General features: G+C 65.2%; 22 protein-coding genes. 16 read left to right on the top strand and 6 right to left on the bottom strand.

Annotated elements, in window-relative coordinates; translation table 11 throughout:
* Window positions 1-26 precede the first annotated feature (26 nt).
* From JAO75_RS02875 to JAO75_RS02860, 4 genes are all read left to right on the top strand, one after another.
* Complete coding sequence (locus JAO75_RS02875; protein WP_343234542.1) at window positions 27-395, top strand: DUF6481 family protein; 369 nt, start codon at window positions 27-29, stop codon at window positions 393-395.
* 81 nt (window positions 396-476) lie between these two features.
* Entirely contained in the window at window positions 477-671 is a 195-nt protein-coding gene (locus JAO75_RS02870) for a hypothetical protein (protein WP_199046516.1), read from the top strand.
* Between the two features lie 144 nt (window positions 672-815).
* Window positions 816-1,115: a 30S ribosomal protein S21 gene (gene rpsU / locus JAO75_RS02865; protein WP_199046515.1), complete on the top strand. Its 300-nt coding sequence runs from the start codon at window positions 816-818 to the stop codon at window positions 1,113-1,115.
* A gap of 137 nt (window positions 1,116-1,252) precedes the next feature.
* Entirely contained in the window at window positions 1,253-1,978 is a 726-nt protein-coding gene (locus tag JAO75_RS02860) for a lysophospholipid acyltransferase family protein (RefSeq protein ID WP_343234541.1), read from the top strand.
* Window positions 1,979-1,992: 14 nt separating this feature from the next.
* Here JAO75_RS02860 and JAO75_RS02855 read toward each other — a convergent pair whose 3' ends face one another.
* Window positions 1,993-4,305, bottom strand: a complete 2,313-nt coding sequence (locus tag JAO75_RS02855) for an EAL domain-containing protein (RefSeq protein WP_199046514.1) — start codon at window positions 4,303-4,305, stop codon at window positions 1,993-1,995.
* 208 nt (window positions 4,306-4,513) lie between these two features.
* Between JAO75_RS02855 and JAO75_RS25315 the strand changes: the two genes are divergently transcribed.
* The 3 genes from JAO75_RS25315 to JAO75_RS02840 all read left to right on the top strand — a co-directional run bounded on the left by JAO75_RS25315 (window position 4,514) and on the right by JAO75_RS02840 (window position 6,353).
* Window positions 4,514-4,753: a NepR family anti-sigma factor gene (locus tag JAO75_RS25315; RefSeq protein ID WP_199046513.1), complete on the top strand. Its 240-nt coding sequence runs from the start codon at window positions 4,514-4,516 to the stop codon at window positions 4,751-4,753.
* Window positions 4,743-5,291, top strand: a complete 549-nt coding sequence (locus JAO75_RS02845; protein WP_199046511.1) for a sigma-70 family RNA polymerase sigma factor — start codon at window positions 4,743-4,745, stop codon at window positions 5,289-5,291. The genes JAO75_RS25315 and JAO75_RS02845 overlap by 11 nt, the downstream gene beginning before the upstream one ends.
* A 312-nt stretch (window positions 5,292-5,603) precedes the next feature.
* Window positions 5,604-6,353, top strand: a complete 750-nt coding sequence (locus tag JAO75_RS02840; protein WP_199046509.1) for a calcium-binding protein — start codon at window positions 5,604-5,606, stop codon at window positions 6,351-6,353.
* A 54-nt stretch (window positions 6,354-6,407) separates the two neighbouring features.
* On the opposite strand, the gene JAO75_RS02835 is transcribed toward JAO75_RS02840, so the two are convergent.
* Together JAO75_RS02835 and JAO75_RS02830 are read right to left on the bottom strand one after the other, a co-directional pair.
* Entirely contained in the window at window positions 6,408-6,962 is a 555-nt protein-coding gene (locus JAO75_RS02835) for a hypothetical protein (RefSeq protein WP_199046508.1), read from the bottom strand.
* Window positions 6,963-7,061: 99 nt separating this feature from the next.
* Complete coding sequence (locus JAO75_RS02830; RefSeq protein WP_199046507.1) at window positions 7,062-7,310, bottom strand: DUF6894 family protein; 249 nt, start codon at window positions 7,308-7,310, stop codon at window positions 7,062-7,064.
* A 410-nt stretch (window positions 7,311-7,720) separates the two neighbouring features.
* Between JAO75_RS02830 and JAO75_RS02825 the strand changes: the two genes are divergently transcribed.
* Together JAO75_RS02825 and JAO75_RS02820 are read left to right on the top strand one after the other, a co-directional pair.
* Entirely contained in the window at window positions 7,721-9,724 is a 2,004-nt protein-coding gene (locus JAO75_RS02825; RefSeq protein ID WP_199046506.1) for a BCCT family transporter, read from the top strand.
* A gap of 12 nt (window positions 9,725-9,736) precedes the next feature.
* Entirely contained in the window at window positions 9,737-10,354 is a 618-nt protein-coding gene (locus JAO75_RS02820) for a hypothetical protein (protein ID WP_199046505.1), read from the top strand.
* Window positions 10,355-10,388: 34 nt separating this feature from the next.
* Here the strand turns inward: JAO75_RS02820 and JAO75_RS02815 are convergent, their stop codons facing one another.
* Window positions 10,389-11,936, bottom strand: coding sequence for an MFS transporter (locus tag JAO75_RS02815; RefSeq protein WP_199046504.1), 1,548 nt, complete (start codon window positions 11,934-11,936; stop codon window positions 10,389-10,391).
* A gap of 412 nt (window positions 11,937-12,348) precedes the next feature.
* Here JAO75_RS02815 and JAO75_RS02810 point away from each other — a divergent pair, with 412 nt between their 5' ends.
* The 7 genes from JAO75_RS02810 (at window position 12,349) to JAO75_RS02780 (ending at window position 15,026) form a co-directional block, all read left to right on the top strand.
* Complete coding sequence (locus tag JAO75_RS02810) at window positions 12,349-12,558, top strand: cold-shock protein (protein WP_199046502.1); 210 nt, start codon at window positions 12,349-12,351, stop codon at window positions 12,556-12,558.
* Between the two features lie 153 nt (window positions 12,559-12,711).
* Complete coding sequence (locus tag JAO75_RS02805; RefSeq protein ID WP_199046500.1) at window positions 12,712-12,921, top strand: hypothetical protein; 210 nt, start codon at window positions 12,712-12,714, stop codon at window positions 12,919-12,921.
* On the top strand, window positions 12,918-13,211 hold the full coding sequence (locus tag JAO75_RS02800; protein ID WP_199046498.1) for a hypothetical protein: 294 nt from the start codon (window positions 12,918-12,920) through the stop codon (window positions 13,209-13,211). The genes JAO75_RS02805 and JAO75_RS02800 overlap by 4 nt, the downstream gene beginning before the upstream one ends.
* Window positions 13,212-13,261: 50 nt before the next feature.
* A complete protein-coding gene (locus JAO75_RS02795) occupies window positions 13,262-13,567 on the top strand; it encodes a hypothetical protein (RefSeq protein WP_199046496.1) in 306 nt (101 codons plus the stop codon).
* Window positions 13,568-13,604: 37 nt separating this feature from the next.
* The gene (locus tag JAO75_RS02790; RefSeq protein ID WP_199046494.1) at window positions 13,605-13,745 is read left to right on the top strand and encodes a hypothetical protein; all 141 of its coding nucleotides are present in this window, start codon (window positions 13,605-13,607) and stop codon (window positions 13,743-13,745) included.
* Between the two features lie 178 nt (window positions 13,746-13,923).
* Entirely contained in the window at window positions 13,924-14,628 is a 705-nt protein-coding gene (locus JAO75_RS02785) for a spermine/spermidine synthase domain-containing protein (protein WP_199046492.1), read from the top strand.
* Between the two features lie 149 nt (window positions 14,629-14,777).
* Window positions 14,778-15,026, top strand: a complete 249-nt coding sequence (locus tag JAO75_RS02780) for a ParB N-terminal domain-containing protein (RefSeq protein ID WP_199046490.1) — start codon at window positions 14,778-14,780, stop codon at window positions 15,024-15,026.
* Between the two features lie 164 nt (window positions 15,027-15,190).
* Here JAO75_RS02780 and JAO75_RS02775 read toward each other — a convergent pair whose 3' ends face one another.
* Window positions 15,191-16,540: a DUF5666 domain-containing protein gene (locus JAO75_RS02775; protein ID WP_199046488.1), complete on the bottom strand. Its 1,350-nt coding sequence runs from the start codon at window positions 16,538-16,540 to the stop codon at window positions 15,191-15,193.
* Window positions 16,537-17,406 carry a DUF6502 family protein gene (locus tag JAO75_RS02770; protein WP_199046486.1) on the bottom strand — a complete coding sequence of 290 codons (870 nt, stop codon included), beginning with the start codon at window positions 17,404-17,406 and terminating at the stop codon, window positions 16,537-16,539. Before JAO75_RS02770 ends, JAO75_RS02775 begins: the two co-directional genes overlap by 4 nt.
* Window positions 17,407-17,467: the final 61 nt, after the last annotated feature.

Here is a 17,467-nt window from a genome sequence, read left to right as displayed (position 1 = left end):
GAGGCAAAAAAGGATCAATGAGCGGAATGAAGCATCAGAATTTCGGCGAGCGGCTCAATGCGGCCAAGAACGCGAAGCAGGCCATGGCGGAAAAGTTCCGGCAGCGTCCGGGACTTGACGATCCGGCGGTTGCGGAGCGGCGGGCTGCCCGGGCTTCCGTGAGCGCCGCGCGCGATGCTCGTCTCGCCGAGCGCGAAGCCAAGCGCCTCGCCGACGATGCCCGCATGACAGCCGAGCGCGAGGCCCGCGCGGCCGAGCAGGCGAAGCAGGAAGAGCTGCAGGCGGAGCAGGATGCGCGGATGGCGGCCGAAAAGATCGTCGAGGACGCAAGGCTCGAAGCCGAGCGCAAGGCAGCCCGCGACGCCCGCTATGCGGCCCGCAAGGCCCGCAAGTAGAACCCTGGCCAAGGAGCACCTTGGCTCGCCGGGTCCGACGGTCGCGTCCGATCCCGCCGATACGGAAGAGGAGATCGAGCGATGTCTCACAAGTTCAAGATTCGACAGATGGTTCGGATGACGCAGGCCGGATTCTCCGATACACGGACGAATGCCGGCACCGTCTACGAGGTCGTGCGGCTCATGCCGGCCGACCAGACGGGAGAAGTCTCGTACCGGATCAAGTCGGGCATGATCGAGAGAGCTGTCCGCGAAGGCGAGATCCGAAGCGCCTGATGCATCGGATTGATAGAGAGTATCGCTGACGCGGCCCTCAGGGTCCGCACGATGCTCCGGGCGCCCGCCCACAAACGTCATTGATCGATCCGCCAGGCGCAAGTCGAGGCGGAGCAACACACCAACACGTAGAGAGGACATCCATTGCAGGTTCTGGTACGCGACAACAACGTCGATCAAGCCCTCCGGGTTCTCAAGAAGAAGATGCAGCGCGAAGGCATCTTCCGCGAGATGAAGGCGCGCAAGGCCTATGAGAAGCCCTCCGAGCGAAAGACCCGCGAGAAGGCCGAGGCCGTCCGGCGCAACCGCAAGGCCGCCCGCAAGCAGGCGATCCGCGAAGGGCTGATTGCGGCGCCCAAGCCGAAGCCCCGTCCGGGCGCCGCCGGCGCCCGCCGCCCGATGGCGGCACCGAGCGCTGCGCCTCGCACCGAGGCTGCAGAGTAACATCTCCAGAACACCTCTCCGTTATCATCCTTGCAGCGGCGCATGTGATCATGCGCCGCTTCGTTTTTTGTTGATCGCGAGCCGGCATCGCGGCAGAGCGTGATGCGCAGCAAACGTTGATTCATCCGAAGCATTTCATGGCCATGCAGCTCTTCCGCTCGAAGCTCTTCGATCTCTATCTTGCTCTCTGGACCGGCCTCTTCGCGCCCGTGCTCGCCGTGCTGTGGCTGTGCGGCTCCCCGGAACGGGCCGTGCGCGTGGCGTCGCGGCTGTGGGCGCGGGGCATTCTCGCCGGCCTGAAGCGGATCGTCGGCCTGAGCTATACGGAGCGCGGCCTTCACAATATCCCCGACGAGCCCTGCCTGATCGTCGCCAATCATCAATCGACCTGGGAAACCCTGGCGTTCCTGGCGCTCTTTCCGGACGTGGCGATCGTCGCGAAGCAGGAACTGCTGAGCATCCCGGTCTTCTCCTGGTTCCTGCGCAAGTCGCCGATGATCCTGATCGACCGGGAGAGCGGCACGAAGGCCGTACGGAAGATGGTGGACGAGAGCCGCGCCGCGCTGGCCCAGGGCCGTTCCGTGCTGATCTTCCCGGAAGGCACCCGAAAGTCCGTCTCCGAGCCCGTCGCGTTCAAGCGCGGCGTCGAGATCCTCTACGCGAAGCTCGACCGGGTGGTTCTTCCCGTCGCCTTGAACTCGGGACACTTCTGGGGCGTGGACCGGCCCGTCAAGCGGGGAGGGACCATCTCGGTCTCCTATCTCGACCCGATCCAGCCGGGCCTGCCCGGCAACGAGTTCACCCGCAGGGCCGAGCAGCTTCTCGAAGCCGAGCGGCAGCATTCATGGCCTGAGGCGGCCTGAAACCGGGCGCCGCGTCAGGCGACGGCCCGCGCGGTCTGCTGAGGGTTTTGAATCTCGGTCATGAAAGCCTCGAGGGCTTCGCGGGGCATCGGCTTGGCGATCAGGTAGCCTTGAGCCTGCGAGGCGCCGGCCACGCGCAGCGCATTGAGCTGCTCCTGCGTTTCGACGCCTTCCGCGGTCGTGCTCATCCTGAGGTCATTGGCGAGCCCGATGGTGGCCTTGATGATCGCGCGGCTGCCCGAGGATTCCATCATGCCGCGCACGAAGGACTGGTCGATCTTGATCTTGTCGAAGGGAAAGCTCCTGAGATAGCTCATCGACGCATAGCCGGTGCCGAAATCGTCGAGCGAGATCCCGACGCCCAGGGTCTTGAGCCGCCTGAGGGACGCGGTCGCCTCCTCGGTGAGCTTGACGGATTCCGTGATCTCCAGCACCAGCCGCTGGGCCGGCAGGCCGGAGAGGGTCAGGGCCTTCGTGACGCTGGCATAGACGTCGCGGCGCTTGAACTGCACCGGCGAGAGATTGACCGCGACCTTCAGCGGGAGGTTCCAGGTCATGGCCGTCGCGCAGGCCTCTTCGAGGATCCAGTCGCCGATCGGCCCGATGAGCCCCGATTCCTCGGCGGTCGGGATGAACTGCAGGGGCGGGATCATGCCCTTCGTGGCGTGCTTCCAGCGCACCAGCGCCTCGCAGCCCCACATCCGGTTCGTCCCGAGATCGAGGATCGGCTGGTAGAACAGCTCGAACTCCCGCTTGTCCAGGGCGCTCCTGAGGGCCTCCTCGAGTGCGCGGCGTTCTGCGCGGGAATCCTGGATGTTGGGGTCGTAGAAGCGATAGCTCCCGTCCGGGTCGGACTTCGCCGCGAAGAGCGCCACGTCGGCGGCCCGCATGAGTTCGGTCGAGGTCTTGCCGTCGGAGGACGCAAGCGCGACTCCGATGGACAGCCCGACATCGATCTCCGTGCTCCCGACAGTGCACGGGGTCTTCATCGCGGCCTGGATCGCCTGGACCACATCCGTGACCTGCTGCCGGCCCCTGACGGGCCTTTGGATGATGGCGAACTCGTCGCCGCCGATGCGGGCGATGAAGTCGCCCTTGCGCAGGCGCTCGCGCAGGCGCCGCGCCACCGCCAGGATGATCTCGTCGCCGGCGCCGTGGCCGTGGTTGTCGTTGATGTCTTTGAACCGGTTGAGGTCGATCAGGTGCAGGGCGAAGTCCGTGCCGGCCCGCTGCGAGGCGAGGTATGTCCGCCTCAGTTCCTCGATGAAGAACGGCCTGTTGGGCAGCCGGGTCAGCACGTCGTGGCGCGACAGGTAGCTCTCGCTCGCGGCCCTTAAGATCCCGGTTCTCACATGCCGCAGGCCCAGGAGGCTCGCGGTATCGACGGCGACGCCCATGATGTAGGCCATGAACCCGATCACGCGCGCCTCCAGGCGCTGCCCGGCCATGAGCTCCGCCACGGTGCGGCTGACCGCGATGCCGGCCGGATGATGGGCCAGCGGATGAAGCGCGAACAACCGCTCCTGACGGTCGATCCAGCTCACGTCGCGGATGAGCGTCGGGCTGTTCTTGGCAATCATCCGCTGCAGCGGCGTGTCGGGCTTCCAGATCTTGCGGCCCAGCGCCCGCTCGGAATGTGGGCTGTGCGCCAGAACGGTGCCGTCGCGCCGGTAGAGCGTGACGGCCGACGAGGGCTTGCGCAGGTGCTCCTTGTAGAGCGTCTCGAAATGGTCGAGATCGATGGTGGAGACTGCGATGCCGAGGAGGTTTCCTTCGGTGTCGTCGATCCTGCGCGCGAGCGACAGCACCTTCTTGCCCGTGGTGCGGATCCGCATCGGCTCGCTTAAGTAAGAGGTGAGCGACGCATCCGTCGAGAGGGCCTGGTAGTAGGATGAGCCCGTCAGGTAGATGGGATCGGACATCGGGCGCGGGTTCGACGTGCCGACGAGCCGCCCGCGGGCGTTGACGAGGTCGATGCGCACGATCTGGGGCAGGGTGCAGGAAGCGCCGACCAGAACCGCCTTCGTGGCCTGCGACGCGGCGAAGCCGTCGAACTCGCTCACCCGCAGGCTCGCCTGCGGGATGCGGTCCACCAGGTCGCGCAGGACGCCCTCGATGGACTGGAGGATGCCGTCCGTCCGCTCCTGGAGGGTCAGCGCGAGGTTCGCCAGGTCTCCCTCGGCGCGTGAGAGATCGTCGGTGTAGCCCCGCACCAGCAGGAGCACGGCCCCCACGATGACGGCCGCCGCGACAACGATGCTGAGGACGATGAGCAGGGAGGCGGGCACGATGAGTCCGGTGAGCCTGTGAGCGACGATCAGCGCCACATTCCGCCCGGAGTTGTGGTTATTCCGTTAACTTTTGACGGGATTGCGCTTCCGTTAGGGAAAAAAGCAAAGCTTGCGCCTGGTCCTGCGGCTGCGCCCACGGTTATCCTAAGTTAATGGCAGAGCTCCCTGCCTCGGGTAAGGGCAAGGTATCCCTTGCGGGCCGCAGGCATGCGGGAGCGGTCCGGTGGGATCTGGAGAAGTGAGCGTGTCCAAGGAAAAACCCAAAGACGGCACCGTACTGGACGAGCCGGACGCGCTCGAAAACCTCCTGAACGTCAGCGGCGATCCGGGCCCGGAGCCGAGCCTGCCGCCCCATGTGGCGACCTTCCTGGGCGAGCAGCTCCAGGCCTTCTACGCCCAGCTCATGAGCGAGCCGGTGCCCAACCGCTTCGTCCAGCTCCTGGCGCAGCTGGACGGGAAGGGGAAAGACCGCGATGGCGAGTGAGGATCCCGTCCGTCAGGCGATGCTGGAGGCGATCCCGCACCTGCGCGCCTTCGCCATCTCGCTCACCGGCAACGTCACCTATGCGGACGACCTCGTGCAGGCGGCCCTGCTGCGCGGGCTCGAGAACCTGGACAAGTTCCAGCCCGGCACGAGCATGCAGGCGTGGCTCTTCACCATCCTGCGCAACCAGTTCTACACGGACATGCGCAAGAGCCGCCGGGAGGTGAACGACCCGGAGGGCGCACTGGCCGGCAAGCTGGCGGTCATGCCCGAGCAGGGTGCGCGCCTGGACTTCAGCGACATGCAGACGGCGCTCGCCAAGCTCAGCATCGAGCAGCGCGAGGCGCTGCTGCTGGTGGGGGCCGAGGGCGTGTCCTACGAGGAGGCGGCCCAGATCTGCGGCACCAATCTCGGCACGATCAAGAGCCGCATCAACCGAGCCCGCACGCGCCTGGCGGAGCTCCTGGCTCTCGATGCCCAGGAGGATCTCGGCCCCGACCGCCTGGTCAAGGCGGCGCTGTTCATGCAGACCTCGTAGAGCGTTCTTCGGCGCGGAAAAGCTAACCCCTATTTTCGCCCGCGCAATCGTCGCAGAAGGCGTGAACGGCACACGCAGCCTCGGACAAGTCTGCGAAGATCAATTATACTGGCAGTTCGTACTGACCTGAGCCCGAGACGGGTCCGGCGCCGTGCAGGATTCGAAGCCTCATGCGGTAGCGGAGACCTCCTCTCGGACCGAGGGGTCAAGAGCAGGCGCACGGCGGCGGATGCGAGAGGTGATGTCCGTTGTCCGCGTCGCGGGCCATCAGGTTGACCGAGGCGAAAAGGGGGCTGCTCTGCGGAGGAAACCATGGCAATTCTGTATGGCGACGACTGGCCGAACCTCATCGACGGCACCAATTCCGGCGACCTGATCTACGGCTTCGGCGACGATGACGACATCTTCGGCTATGACGGCGACGACGACATCTTCGCCGGCTGGGGCTACGACATCGTCTTCGGCGGCGCCGGCGACGACTACATCAATGGCGGCACGGGCGACGACGATCTGTACGGCGGGTCCGGGCACGATCGTCTCGTCGGCGGCAGCGGCTACGACATCCTGCTCGGCCAGTCCGGCAACGACGATCTCTACGGCGGATCCGGCTACGACGACCTCTATGGCGGCTCGGGCCTCGACTACCTGAACGGAGGCTCCAGCGACGACTGGCTCGACGGCGGCAGCGGGCGGGACTGGCTCGTGGGAGGCACGGGCGTCGACGTGTTCGTGTTCAGCCGCGGCTCCTCCGGCATCAGGACGACGAGCGCCGACACCATCGCCGACTGGAACCGGGCCGCGGACTGGATCGACATGAGCATCCGGGGCACGTCGACGAATTATCGCGAGGCCGCCACCGGCGCCACCTCGATCGCGACTGCCGCCGCCCAGGCCGAGAGCACGTTCACGAGCGCCAGCATCGCCCATGTGTTCCTGTATAACCCGACGGCCGACCAGGGCTACCTGCTGTCCGACCTGAACAACGACAACCGCTTCGAGACGGGCGTGGTGCTGCGCGGCGCCGGCAGCGCGGCCGACATGAGCTACCTGTTCATCGTGTGAGCGCGGGAGCAGGACTCCCAAGGCCTGCGCCGGCTCGGCCGACGCGGGCCTCGCTCAATACGTGCAGACCTGAACGAGGCGGCGGACAACCCGGCCCCACGGGTCGATGACCCGGCGTCGGGCCCAGTAGCATTCCTCACCGTAGACCGCTCCCGCATAGAGATAGGGAGTGCCGTATCCGTAGCCGTAATAGGGGTAGCTCAGCGCCCCGAGGGTCAGGCCGGCGAGCAGGGCTCCGCCAAAAGACGGATAGCCCCAGCCTGTGCGATAATAGCCGCCGTAATAGGGATAGCGCCAGCCGCGATCATAGCGCGGGACCACGTCGACCACCCGACCATAACCGCGGAAGCCGGGGGCAAGGGCTGGACGAAAGCCTCCGGGACGAAGGCCGACGGCGCCTCCACGGAAGGCTGGCCGTCCCGCCAGAGCAGGGCCGGCGAAGCCGCGTGGGCCCGCCATTCCGATCCGGGGAACCATCGCTCCGCCGCCGCTCCGGAAACTCGGTGCGCCGCCCCGAAACCCAGGCCCGCCGCGCTGGGCGGCCGCACCGTCCGGGATGAGAAAGGCGCCTGCCGCGAGAAGTCCCAACACCACGAGAGACCGTTTCATGACTCTCCTCCGTGTCACGGTGAGGCGGAGCATTGTAGCACGACGCGGCCTTGCGCGTGAGTTCTCTTCGGGATGAGCGGCGCGAGACTCTGTCAGGTCTCAATGGGAGGTCGGCTTGAACGGCACGGCCTCGAGGAAGGGAAATTCCAGGACGATCTCATCCTGCTCGTCCTTCACCTCGATCAGCGCGGAGGCCCAGTTGACGGGACGCTCGAACGCGGTGCCCATCAGATTCCGCGCCATCGCCTGCGCCACCTCCCAGGCCTGATCCGCATCGCGCAGCTCCTGCCCATCGGGGTCCGGAAGGATGTCCTGGCCGATCTGCACGTTGAAGAAATAGCGGGGCATGGGTGTTCCTGAAGCTTGAGTGGATGAGAGCCAAGCGCGATGGAGGGGATGGGTTCCGTGTGGAGGCCACAGGGCACCCATCGATCCAGAGCCGCTCCCGGTCGCAGGTTCGAGCGCTCAAACGCACTGTGCCATGCTGCGTGCTTCCGGCAATCGAAATCCGCATGCAGCCGGGCCTCGCCGGAACTCTTCCCCCTTCACGGTCTTCTATCCCAAAGCATCGGACCCAAAAGTGGATCTGCACTTTTGGGATTGATCAGATGCTTCTTCGATAAGTGAGAGCATCGTTGAGCGCGGACCCAGCGGGCTGCGCTCAACGATGCTCTCGATCAGGACGTGGGCGCTGCGGAAGCGACGCCGCCTGCTCCAGTACGGGCCGCGGCTGGCGACTGAGCATCCAAAGAGGCCGCATGTTCAAACGCTTCATCATCAATCCTCCGGTCTTCTTCGGCGCCGTCGCCGTGATCGGCATCTTCCTCGCCTTGGGAATCGTCTTCCCGGACCGTGCCGGGGAGGTCTTCGGTGCCGTGCAGGCCACCATTCTCAACAGCTTCGGATGGCTCTATCTTCTGGCTGTCGGCATCTTCCTTGTGACCGTGCTGCTCCTCTGCCTGGGCCGCTACGGCCGGCTGAAGCTCGGACCGGACGAGTCCACTCCCGACTTCAAGTTCGTCTCGTGGATCGCCATGCTTTTCGCCGCCGGCATGGGGATTGGCCTCATGTTCTACGCCGTGGGCGAGCCGATGACCCATTTCATGGCACCGCCGACGGCCGAACCGCGCTCCATCGCGGCGATGCGTGAGGCGATGGCGGTCACTTTCTTTCATTGGGGGATTCACGCCTGGGCCATCTATGCGGTGGTCGGCCTGTCGCTGGCGTATTTCGGCTATCGCTATAATCTGCCGCTCACAATCCGTTCGGGGCTCTATCCGCTCCTCAAGGAGCGCATCAACGGCCCCATCGGTCATGCCGTCGATATCTTCGCCATTGTCGGAACGATCTTCGGCATCGCTACCTCGCTGGGCATCGGAGTCTCGCAGATCAACGCCGGCCTCAACTATCTTCTCGGCATCCCTATCGGCCTCGAAGTCCAGCTGCCGCTCATCGCGGTCATCATCGCACTGGCGACGATTTCCGTTGTCACCGGCCTCGACAAGGGCGTGCGCATCCTCTCGGAAACCAATCTGATCGTGGCCATCCTGCTGATGATCTTCGTCCTGCTGGTCGGGCCGACGGCGCAGCTCTTCCGTGACTTCGTGCAGAATCTGGGACTCTATCTCGACTCGCTGGTGCTGCGGACCTTCAACATCTATGCCTATCAGCCGACGCCCTGGATCGACGCCTGGACGCTCTTCTACTGGGCCTGGTGGATTTCCTGGTCGCCGTTTGTCGGCATGTTCATCGCCCGCATCTCGCGCGGCCGCACGGTGCGCGAGTTCGTGACCGCCGTGCTGTTCATCCCGGCCGGCTTCACCTTCTTCTGGATGACCGTCTTCGGCAACACCGCGATCTTCGTCGACACCGGCGCGGCGGCCGGCGCGCTGGGCGCGGCCATCGCCGACGACGTATCGGTCGGTCTCTTCAACTTCTTTCAGTATCTGCCGTTTTCGGGCCTCACCTCGACCTTGGCCGTGCTGCTGGTCGGGATCTTCTTCATTACGTCCGCGGACTCCGGATCGCTGGTCGTCGATTCCATCGCCGCAGGCGGCGAGACCCAGACCACCACCGGGCAGCGTATCTTCTGGTGCGTCATCGAGGGCCTTGTCGCGGCCAGCCTGCTCCTTGCCGGGGGGCTTGGAGCCCTGCAATCGGCTACCGTAGCCAGCGCCCTGCCTTTCACTTTCGTCATGCTGGCTCTCGTCTGGTCGCTGGTGATCGGCATGCGCGCGGATCTCGCCCAGCAGCAGGCCCACGCCGGCCGGCAGCATGTCCCCACGGCGAACCCTGCCACCGGGCTCACCTGGCAGCGCCGTCTCGCCCTCATCCTGCATGCGCCGACTGCAAGCGAAGTCGGCGCGTTCATCGCCACCCAGGTGCATCCGGCGCTCGATCAGGTCGCCAGGGAGCTGAGCTCGCGCGGCCGCGCCACCCATGTGCTCGAGGAGGACGGCGGTGCCCTTGCCCTGCGCTCGCCCGCGGAAGGCGTCCGCGATTTCGTCTACGGCGTCAGCCCCAGCGCCCAGCCCGTCGCCACCTTCTCCCCGCTCGTCACGGACAAACCCGATTATCGATACGAGGCCCGCACCTACTTCTCCAGCGGCGGCCGCGGCTACGACATCATGGGCTTGAGCCGCGACCAGATCATCACCGACGTGCTCGTTCAGTTCGAACGTTATCTCCTGCTCGTCCAATCGCCGGCAACGCAGCTTGTCCACGGCGCCCCGGAGCATGAGCTCGATCCTCCCTCGCAATGACGGAAAACTTTCATGTGGGACTGGATCGCGAACCATCATCAAGTCATCAGCGCCCTGGCGAATATCGCAATGCTGCTCGTGTGGGTCGCCTACCTGCACGTGTTCGTGAGCAGCTATCGCCGCCAGAAGAGGCCGAGCATCCTGATCAATCGCGGCGCCGGGTCAGGGCTCGAGGCCCGATGCCTGATCAGCAACATGAGCGCCGAGGCGATCTACATCGAGAGCCTCATCGGTACCGTCGAGACGACCGAGGGGCGCTGGAGCCGCCCGGTCACCGAGCTGCAGGAGGGGCGCTCGGATCAAACGCTCGCAACCAAGCAGGGCCCCCTGCAGGCGGGGCATTTCGTCGACATCGGATCGTTCCGGAGTCTCATCGAGCCCGTGCTGCGAGGAGGCGAGGGGCTTGGAGGCGATGTCGTGCCGGACGACTGGGATAAACTCGTGGCCTTCGAGCTCAAGGTGATCGCGGTGCATGGCTCCGAGGACATCCTCGCCGGGGCGATGCGCCGGTTCGACGTGGTCAGGCAACCGGGCCGGGTGCTCCTGAGGGGCCATGCCGTCGGGACGGAGCAGATCCGGTCCCGCCGCAGGCGCGAGAAGCTCCTCAAGGATGTCGAAGCGGATCTGTGATGTCGTCTCCCAATCCCGTCAGCTCACGGATGCTTTAGTGCTGCACCGCGGCGTTCTCGTCGATGTGGGCGCTGGAATAGATCCTGTGGGCGAGAAGGGCCAGGCCGAGCAGCGTGACCGCGGCGAGAGCGCAACAGGCTGCAAAACCCAGCGAGAATCCGCTCCGGGCTGCTTCCAGCCAGACGGGCGTGGTGTCTCCCATGGCCTTCGCAGTTTCGACTGCGCCGGCGAGCGTGGCGGAGACGGCGAGCTGCTGCGCGGCGTTCAGCCCGCTCAGATCCACGCCATCCATGCTCATGCGATAGACGAGCGTTCCGAGACTTCCCAGCAGAGCGACGCCGAGCGCTCCACCGAACTCCGCGCTCGTCTCGGAGATCGCGGAGGCCGAGCCCGCCTGCTCCGGCGGTGCGGTTCCGACGATCAGGCCCGTCGTGGTGAGGATGACCGGCACGAAGCCGAGACCGACCAGCATGCTCGCACCGAGAACGCCGATCAGGCTCTCGGCATAGGCTGCTGCTGCCATCACGGAGACGCCGGCGGCATTGACGAGCAGGCCGAGGAGCACGGTCTTGACCGGCCCGAGCCGGTTGGTGAACCGGTGCGACTGAAACGACATGATCGTGAAGACCAGCGCGGACGGTACGGACCACAGAGCCGCCTCCAGCGGCGACAGGCCGAGAACCAGTTGCAGAAACAGGTTCTGGAACAGGAACACGCCGAACACGAAGAAAACGCCGGCCAGATTGACGATCAGCGAGGCGGTAAAGGCAGGGATGCGGAACAGGCGCAGATCGATCAACGGATGCGCGAGGCTCTTCTGGCGGCGCACGAACAGTACGCCGATCAATAGGCCGGCCGCGATGGCCACCAGTTGGCGCGGCGCGAAGCCGTCGGCCGCCATGTGCTTGAAGCCGTAGATGACAGGCAGCACGGTTCCGAGCGACAAAGCCACGCTGAGGAGATCGAGCCTTTCGCCGCCCTCGTTCTTATATTCCGGCAGCAGGAAGGGCGCGGCGATCAGCAGGCCGAGCATGATCGGGATGTTGATCAGGAACACTGAGCCCCAATGGAAATATTGCAGCAGCACCCCACCGATGAGAGGACCCACCAGTCCGCCCAAGGCGAAGGCCGTGCCCCAGATGCTGATCGCCCGGTTCCGCTCGTGTTCGTTCGAGAAGAGGTTGACCACCAGAGAGAGGGTGGAAGGAGCGATGGTCGCGCCGGCGATGCCGAGCAGCGCGCGCGCCACGATGAGCTGCTGAGCCGTGCTCGAGAACGCGGCAAGCGCGGAGGCTACGCCGAAAGCGAAGGCGCCGATGAGCAGTACGCGCCTGCGGCCGACCCTGTCGCCGAGAGTGCCCATGGTCACGAGAAAGCCCGCAACCATGAAGCCGTAGATGTCGTTGATCCAGAGCAGTTCGGATGCCGACGGGTCGAGATCCGCCACGATGGCGGGCATCGCCAGAAAGAGCACCGAGAGATCCATCGAGTAGATCAGGCAGGCGACCGACAGAACGCAGAGCCCGATCCACTCGCGACGTCCGGCGAGCGGCTGGTTTTCAACGGTTGCCTTTCCTTGCATGGGCCGACTTTCATCGCTGCGAGGGCAGGCTCTTACACGTTCTCAGGCGGATTCGGCAACCTGAACGGCCTGATCTATGCTTGCGCAAGTCCAGCATGGCCACGGCTTCGACTTCGAACAGCATGGGGTCGATGGCAGTTCGCAATCGGTTTCGCTCGCCGGGGTCTCGGAAAGCCATATTCGAGTTTTCGTCTAGAATAATATAGATGACCGGCAGAGCTTGCTATTGGTCAGGAAAAGATCTATATAATCATTATCGGATTTTGGCCGGACAATCGGGTCGTTTCGCTTTTGGTCTTTCCAGGCGCACGTTCGGACTTTCTTACCATTACATCGACGAACCGAGTTGAGGTCGCGCTTCTGCGCGCTCTCCCCTCACGTGCATCTGCAAAAACCGCGAAAGGTTACCCCAATGATTACGGGCACAGTAAAGTTCTACAACGACATGAAGGGCTTCGGCTTCATCCAGCCGAACGATGGCAGCAAGGACGTGTTCGTTCACGCCACCGCTCTCGAGCGCGCCGGCATACGCGGTCTCGTTGAAGGCCAGAAGGTCTCCTTCGACACCGCCGAGGATCGCCGTTCGGGCAAGGTTGCCGTCAACAACATCGAGATGGCCTAACCGCTGATGGTGGGGGCAGGCTACAGACCTGCGCCGCTAAGCCTTGAAGCCGCTCCCGCGTGGGAGCGGCTTTTTCATTTGTACCGGCAGACACGCGGTCTCCGCTGACCGTTCTGCCCGGCCCAACGACAACTGAATTTTCAGGAGAAGAGAATGTCCCATAAGTACCGGGTTAATCAGATCGTCCGCATCACCCATCCGCGGATCTCGGATAAGCGCGCAAGCGCGAGCGGCATCTACGAGGTGACCCGCCTCATGCCGGCCGACCACACTGGTGAATTCTCCTACCGCATCAAGTCCTCCGGCTTCGGCGAGCGCGCCGTGCGCGAAGGCGAGATCACAGCGCGGATATCCGAGGTTTGACCAGCGGCGAAGCCTTCTTCCAGGGATCGCAGATCTACGAGCCGGTCGCGCTGCTGCGACGGGGCGACGAGATCCTGTACGTCGCTCGCGTGGGCATGAAGGCCTCGCGGCAATTTATGATCCTGACGCCGACGGGCGAGCCTGCCTGGCCGCATGAGCCCCTCGGCAGCGTGTCGGATGTCGGGTGGGCACTTCGAGCGCATGAATGGCATGGCGTGACGCCTGAACCCGTTGGACAGAACGAGCGCGTGGCCAAGATGCTGTCTCGCCTGCTGATCGAACGCGCTTAAGGAATCGACCCATCAGGAACAGGAACGTAACCCACGCGGAGGAACAGATGATGGCTGATCAACCAACCAATCTCGATGCTCATCGCGGCATGGCGGCTCAGAAGGCAACCGATCTTCGACGTCTGCGGTCCGAGGTCGAAGCCGACCAGCAAGCGCTGCGCACGAGACAGGCAGAACTCGAAGACCTGTTGGCAGCCGCGCCAGCCAGCGATTGGCACGAGGCGGTCGAGAAGGCACGCTACCTGCTGGGCCTCTTCGCACAGAGCCTGGATGCAAGCGATCTGCGCCGCCGCAAGCTGATCGACCGCGTCATGGCCGACTTCGACCATCTGCTCGACAAGACGACCGACGACTGAGATGATCTCCCCCGCGAACGAATAACGGAGACGGGCCATGGCCAGAGGCGAACAGCGCGGTAATCGCGAAGCAAAGAAGCCGAAGAAGGAAAAGCCCAAGGATGCAATCCCGACCTCGCCCTTCGCGAACCAGGGTAAAAGCGGGACGCCGGCGAAGCCGCCCGGCGGCAAGCGATAGGAGCCTCGCGTTCCGACCGCCGAATGGCCCGCCTCGAAGCATTGCTCGTTCAGGAGAACTTGACGCGGTGACCGAACGCATGTGGGAGCGTGCGTTGATCGTCTGACCATTCCCGGCAAGTGCATTCTACCGTGCATGTGCCAGGACGAGAAAACCACCATCGTACGAAGAGCACTTCATGATCCCCTGGGTCTTACTCGACACGGCGAAAATCCCTGGTGACGGGGGCGAACTGCGTCTCAAGAAGCGTGGGACCGAGTTCTCCATCATGCTGGGCAGCAACGAGCTGATGAACAGCCGTCTGAGCGGCTCCGAGGAGGCGCTCGCTAAACTGTCATGCCTGCGCATACAGGGGCGTGAGCGACCAAAGATCCTGATCGGCGGACTGGGGATGGGCTTTACGCTGCGCGCGGCACTTGCCGAACTGGGCTCCGACGCTCAGGTGACCGTGGCCGAACTCCTCCCGGCTGTTGTGGCATGGGCGCGAGGTCCGATGGCCGAAGTGTTCGGCGACAGCCTCAACGATCCCCGCGTCAGCATCCATGAAGGAGATGTCGGGCGTTTGATACGATCGAGCCGGTCTGCCTACGATGCTATTCTGCTCGATGTCGACAATGGGCCAGAAGGCCTGACGAGCAGGGCCAATGACAGCCTCTATGACTTCCAAGGGCTGGGCTACGCCCGGTCGGCGCTGACGCCGGGCGGCGTCTTGGCCGTGTGGTCATCCGCACCGAACAGAGCATTCACCCAGCGCCTGCGCAAGGTGGGATTTAGCGTGGACGAAGTCGGTGCCCGCGCCAAGCGAACGGGCGGCGGCGCAAGACACACGATCTGGATTGCCGCCAAGCCAGGGGGCTCAGCTGCCTCGCAGGCGCGAAGCTAGAGCATCGAACGCAAAAGTGGGAACCGGTTTTGCGTGAAAAGATGCTCCAGGCCAAAAGCTTAAACCATCGGACGTGAAATCGATTTCACGTCCGATGGTTTAGAAAGACAGCATCCACCGACACGAGCCTTGGACCAGGAGCAGCAGAGATGATGAAAAAGCAGATCATCGAGATCCAGGATGTCTATGTGCCTGTGCAGCGCCGGCAGACCCTGGATCTGCAGAAGGTTGCAGCTCTGGCGGAGAGCATCATCGAAAAGGGGCAGCAAGCGCCCATCCTTGTGCGGCCCGACGGCAAACGCTTTGTCCTGGTGGAGGGGCTGCATCGCCTGGAAGCTTGCAAGGCTCTCGGAGAGACGACGGTCCCCGTCTACTTGGTGCAGGCCCGCAAGCACTAGCTGGACGACGACCCGGACGGCGCGTTCCGGAAAGGCCTCGATTACCTGCTCGACGGCATTGCCCTGAGGGCTTGAACATTCATTCGCCTGCTGGCGAGCCGGTGCTGGGGCCGCCTCACAGGCCTGATCCGCAGCGCGCAGACTTGGCCTTCATGCCGATCCTGTCAGCGCCTTCCTCCGCCGCCACCGCCGTGGCCGCCGCCCCCGTTGCCTCCGCCATTGCCGCCCCCGCCCTGGCCGCCTCCGTTCCCGCCGCCGTTGCCATTGCCATTGCCGCCTCCGCCGCCTGCACCGGAGCCGCCGGAACCACCGGGTCCGCCGCCGTGGTCGCCGCCGCGGCCTCCGCCCTGGTTGCCGCCGCCGCTATTGCCATGGCCGCTGCTGCCGCTTCCGCCCGATGGATTCCCGGATGATCCGCCCTGGCCGTCGCGCCCACGACCGCCGCCGGGCGAGGCGTCCTGGCGGGACGAGCCGGATCCCGGATGCGCATCGCGCGGTCCGGGCCCGCGTCCCCGGGCATCGGCCGGCGTGTTGCGGGAATTGCCGCTATCGACCCCTTGGTTTGATCCGCGCGATGAGGTTGGTTTTCCTTCGAGAGACACCCCCTCGATGCCGAGACGGCCCCTCTGATCCGTCACGACGGTGACCACCGCCGGGGCATAGGACCCGACCGGCAGGGTCGATGAGGGGCGGCCTGTCACCTCGAGCCCCGATCCGAGGCGCAAGCCATTCCGTGTCCGCTCGACATAGGCCTCGATGGAGAAGCGCCGGATATTCGCCCCCAGGAGATCCCGTTCCCGGGCCGTCCGGGTCACCTGGAGCGTGCCGTTGGCATAGGAGCCTTCGAGCACGGCCCGGGTGCCGGCGAGGGCAGGATCCACCCCGGCGAGCTTCAATCGCCCGATCCCGAGGCTGCCGTTGCGCGCTCGGGTCACCTGGCCGGCGATCCGGTCGGGCCCGCCATCCCGCCGCTCGATCAGGCTCGCAACGATGGTGCCGTCCGGCCGCCGCAGGCCGAACACCGCCACGCGCTCGCCACGCCGCCACTGGCCTGAGGTGCCCAAGGCCTGCGTGGAGACGGTCTGACCGAGCACGGTCAGAGTCGTCCTGCCTGTCGTGTCGACCGGGCCGACCACCTCGCTGGTCACATCGATCTGTCGGGTCGCCAGCACGCCGTTGCGGTTCTCGGCAACCACCCGGACCACCTGACCGATCTTGAGGTCGGCCGCTGTCCGGGGCTGCCCGTCGATCCGCACCGGCACGTCGGGCGCGTAGTTCACATGCTGACCGTTGACGATGATGCTGCCGAAGCCGCGGATGCGGCCCATCATGCCGGTGCCGCCAATGCCCCGGTCGCCGTCCTGATCGTCGAACACGACTCCGGTGCCGCCGATGCCGCGGTCCTGCCCCTGCTGCTGGCCCCATGCCAGGGAGAGCGAGGCGACCAGCAGAACCAGCGCCACGAGCCAGAGCGCATGGGTTCGTGCGAGCGAAGCGGCGGCGTGATGTCTCACGGCTTGGCTCCCGTGTCGGTGGTGTCGGTGGATGTCGCGGTCGCGGATGGCGGCACGACCTCTTCGGAATAGACGTAAACGCCGAAATTCCAGCGCCATTGACCTGCGGGAGCGTTGTCGCTGGCGGCGTGGGCTTCACGGTTGAGGGTGTGCAGAGCCTCCATGGCCACGTCGCGGGAGCGCCGCTGCAGCTGCTCGGCCAGTTCCTTCGTCAGCCCGTCGTAATGGACGGCTCGTTCCAGGAAGGGCGGCGACCCGGCTTCCACATTCGCGACCGCGGCGGCAATGTGGTCGTGCAGGTTGCGGCCCAGATAGTAGAGCTGCTGGTCGTCTCCGCCGCGGGGCACGTAGGCCGCCTCGGCCAGGACGGCGCGATCCTCGGCGTCCAGCACCACCAGCTTGCGGTCGACCCACTCGTCCAGCACGGCGCGGGGCCGCACGTCGCGTGTGACCGAGGCGACGAGGCGCTCGAAGGACGGCTGCGGCATCTCGGCCGTGCGGGGGAGGGGCAGGGGTCGCCCGTCGGGGCCGGTGAAGTCCGGGTCCGCGAGCCAGCGGGCCAGGATGCGGCTCGTCTGCGAGACCGTTGCCGGCACCGTGTTGACCGGGGCGCCCGCGCCCCGCAGCCGGCGCACCTCCTTGCGGTGGATGCCGGTCAGCAGGCTGACGCGGCTGTCCGTCTGCTCCTTCCCCTGAAGGGCGAAGTCGTACTCGGCGACGTTCACGTAAAGCTCGCGCAGCAGCTCCGCCAGCATGGGAAACGTGATCCCGCTCCGGATCAGGAGCCGCACGAGGGGGCGCAGCAGGCGCGCGAGGGGCGCATGCAGCTTGGCTGGTTCAAGAGAGCGGGGGGCGTCGCCGGACATGACATCCAAATAGCCCGACCGCCCGTGGGAAGCAATCCCACGTTCGGGTTGACGTGGGAAA

Source organism: Microvirga splendida (assembly GCF_016427565.1).
In the GTDB taxonomy this organism is placed as follows: domain Bacteria; phylum Pseudomonadota; class Alphaproteobacteria; order Rhizobiales; family Beijerinckiaceae; genus Microvirga; species Microvirga splendida.
The sequence above is the reverse complement of the archived record's forward strand: the minus strand, read 5'-3'. Positions and strand labels throughout refer to the sequence as shown.

What these genes read in the sequence shown, in the direction of transcription:
- JAO75_RS02795 (WP_199046496.1), top strand. Translation starts at nt 13,262, where the DNA reads ATGGCTGATCAACCAACCAATCTCGATGCTCATCGCGGCATGGCGGCT.
- JAO75_RS02820 (WP_199046505.1), top strand. Translation starts at nt 9,737, where the DNA reads ATGTGGGACTGGATCGCGAACCATCATCAAGTCATCAGCGCCCTGGCG.
- JAO75_RS02790 (WP_199046494.1), top strand. Translation starts at nt 13,605, where the DNA reads ATGGCCAGAGGCGAACAGCGCGGTAATCGCGAAGCAAAGAAGCCGAAG.
- JAO75_RS02780 (WP_199046490.1), top strand. Translation starts at nt 14,778, where the DNA reads ATGATGAAAAAGCAGATCATCGAGATCCAGGATGTCTATGTGCCTGTG.
- JAO75_RS02870 (WP_199046516.1), top strand. Translation starts at nt 477, where the DNA reads ATGTCTCACAAGTTCAAGATTCGACAGATGGTTCGGATGACGCAGGCC.
- JAO75_RS02860 (WP_343234541.1), top strand. Translation starts at nt 1,253, where the DNA reads ATGGCCATGCAGCTCTTCCGCTCGAAGCTCTTCGATCTCTATCTTGCT.
- JAO75_RS02770 (WP_199046486.1), bottom strand. Translation starts at nt 17,406, where the DNA reads ATGTCCGGCGACGCCCCCCGCTCTCTTGAACCAGCCAAGCTGCATGCG.
- JAO75_RS02810 (WP_199046502.1), top strand. Translation starts at nt 12,349, where the DNA reads ATGATTACGGGCACAGTAAAGTTCTACAACGACATGAAGGGCTTCGGC.
- JAO75_RS02805 (WP_199046500.1), top strand. Translation starts at nt 12,712, where the DNA reads ATGTCCCATAAGTACCGGGTTAATCAGATCGTCCGCATCACCCATCCG.
- JAO75_RS02835 (WP_199046508.1), bottom strand. Translation starts at nt 6,962, where the DNA reads ATGAAACGGTCTCTCGTGGTGTTGGGACTTCTCGCGGCAGGCGCCTTT.
- JAO75_RS02815 (WP_199046504.1), bottom strand. Translation starts at nt 11,936, where the DNA reads ATGCAAGGAAAGGCAACCGTTGAAAACCAGCCGCTCGCCGGACGTCGC.
- JAO75_RS02875 (WP_343234542.1), top strand. Translation starts at nt 27, where the DNA reads ATGAAGCATCAGAATTTCGGCGAGCGGCTCAATGCGGCCAAGAACGCG.
- JAO75_RS02845 (WP_199046511.1), top strand. Translation starts at nt 4,743, where the DNA reads ATGGCGAGTGAGGATCCCGTCCGTCAGGCGATGCTGGAGGCGATCCCG.
- JAO75_RS02785 (WP_199046492.1), top strand. Translation starts at nt 13,924, where the DNA reads ATGATCCCCTGGGTCTTACTCGACACGGCGAAAATCCCTGGTGACGGG.
- JAO75_RS02830 (WP_199046507.1), bottom strand. Translation starts at nt 7,310, where the DNA reads ATGCCCCGCTATTTCTTCAACGTGCAGATCGGCCAGGACATCCTTCCG.
- JAO75_RS02840 (WP_199046509.1), top strand. Translation starts at nt 5,604, where the DNA reads ATGGCAATTCTGTATGGCGACGACTGGCCGAACCTCATCGACGGCACC.
- JAO75_RS02825 (WP_199046506.1), top strand. Translation starts at nt 7,721, where the DNA reads ATGTTCAAACGCTTCATCATCAATCCTCCGGTCTTCTTCGGCGCCGTC.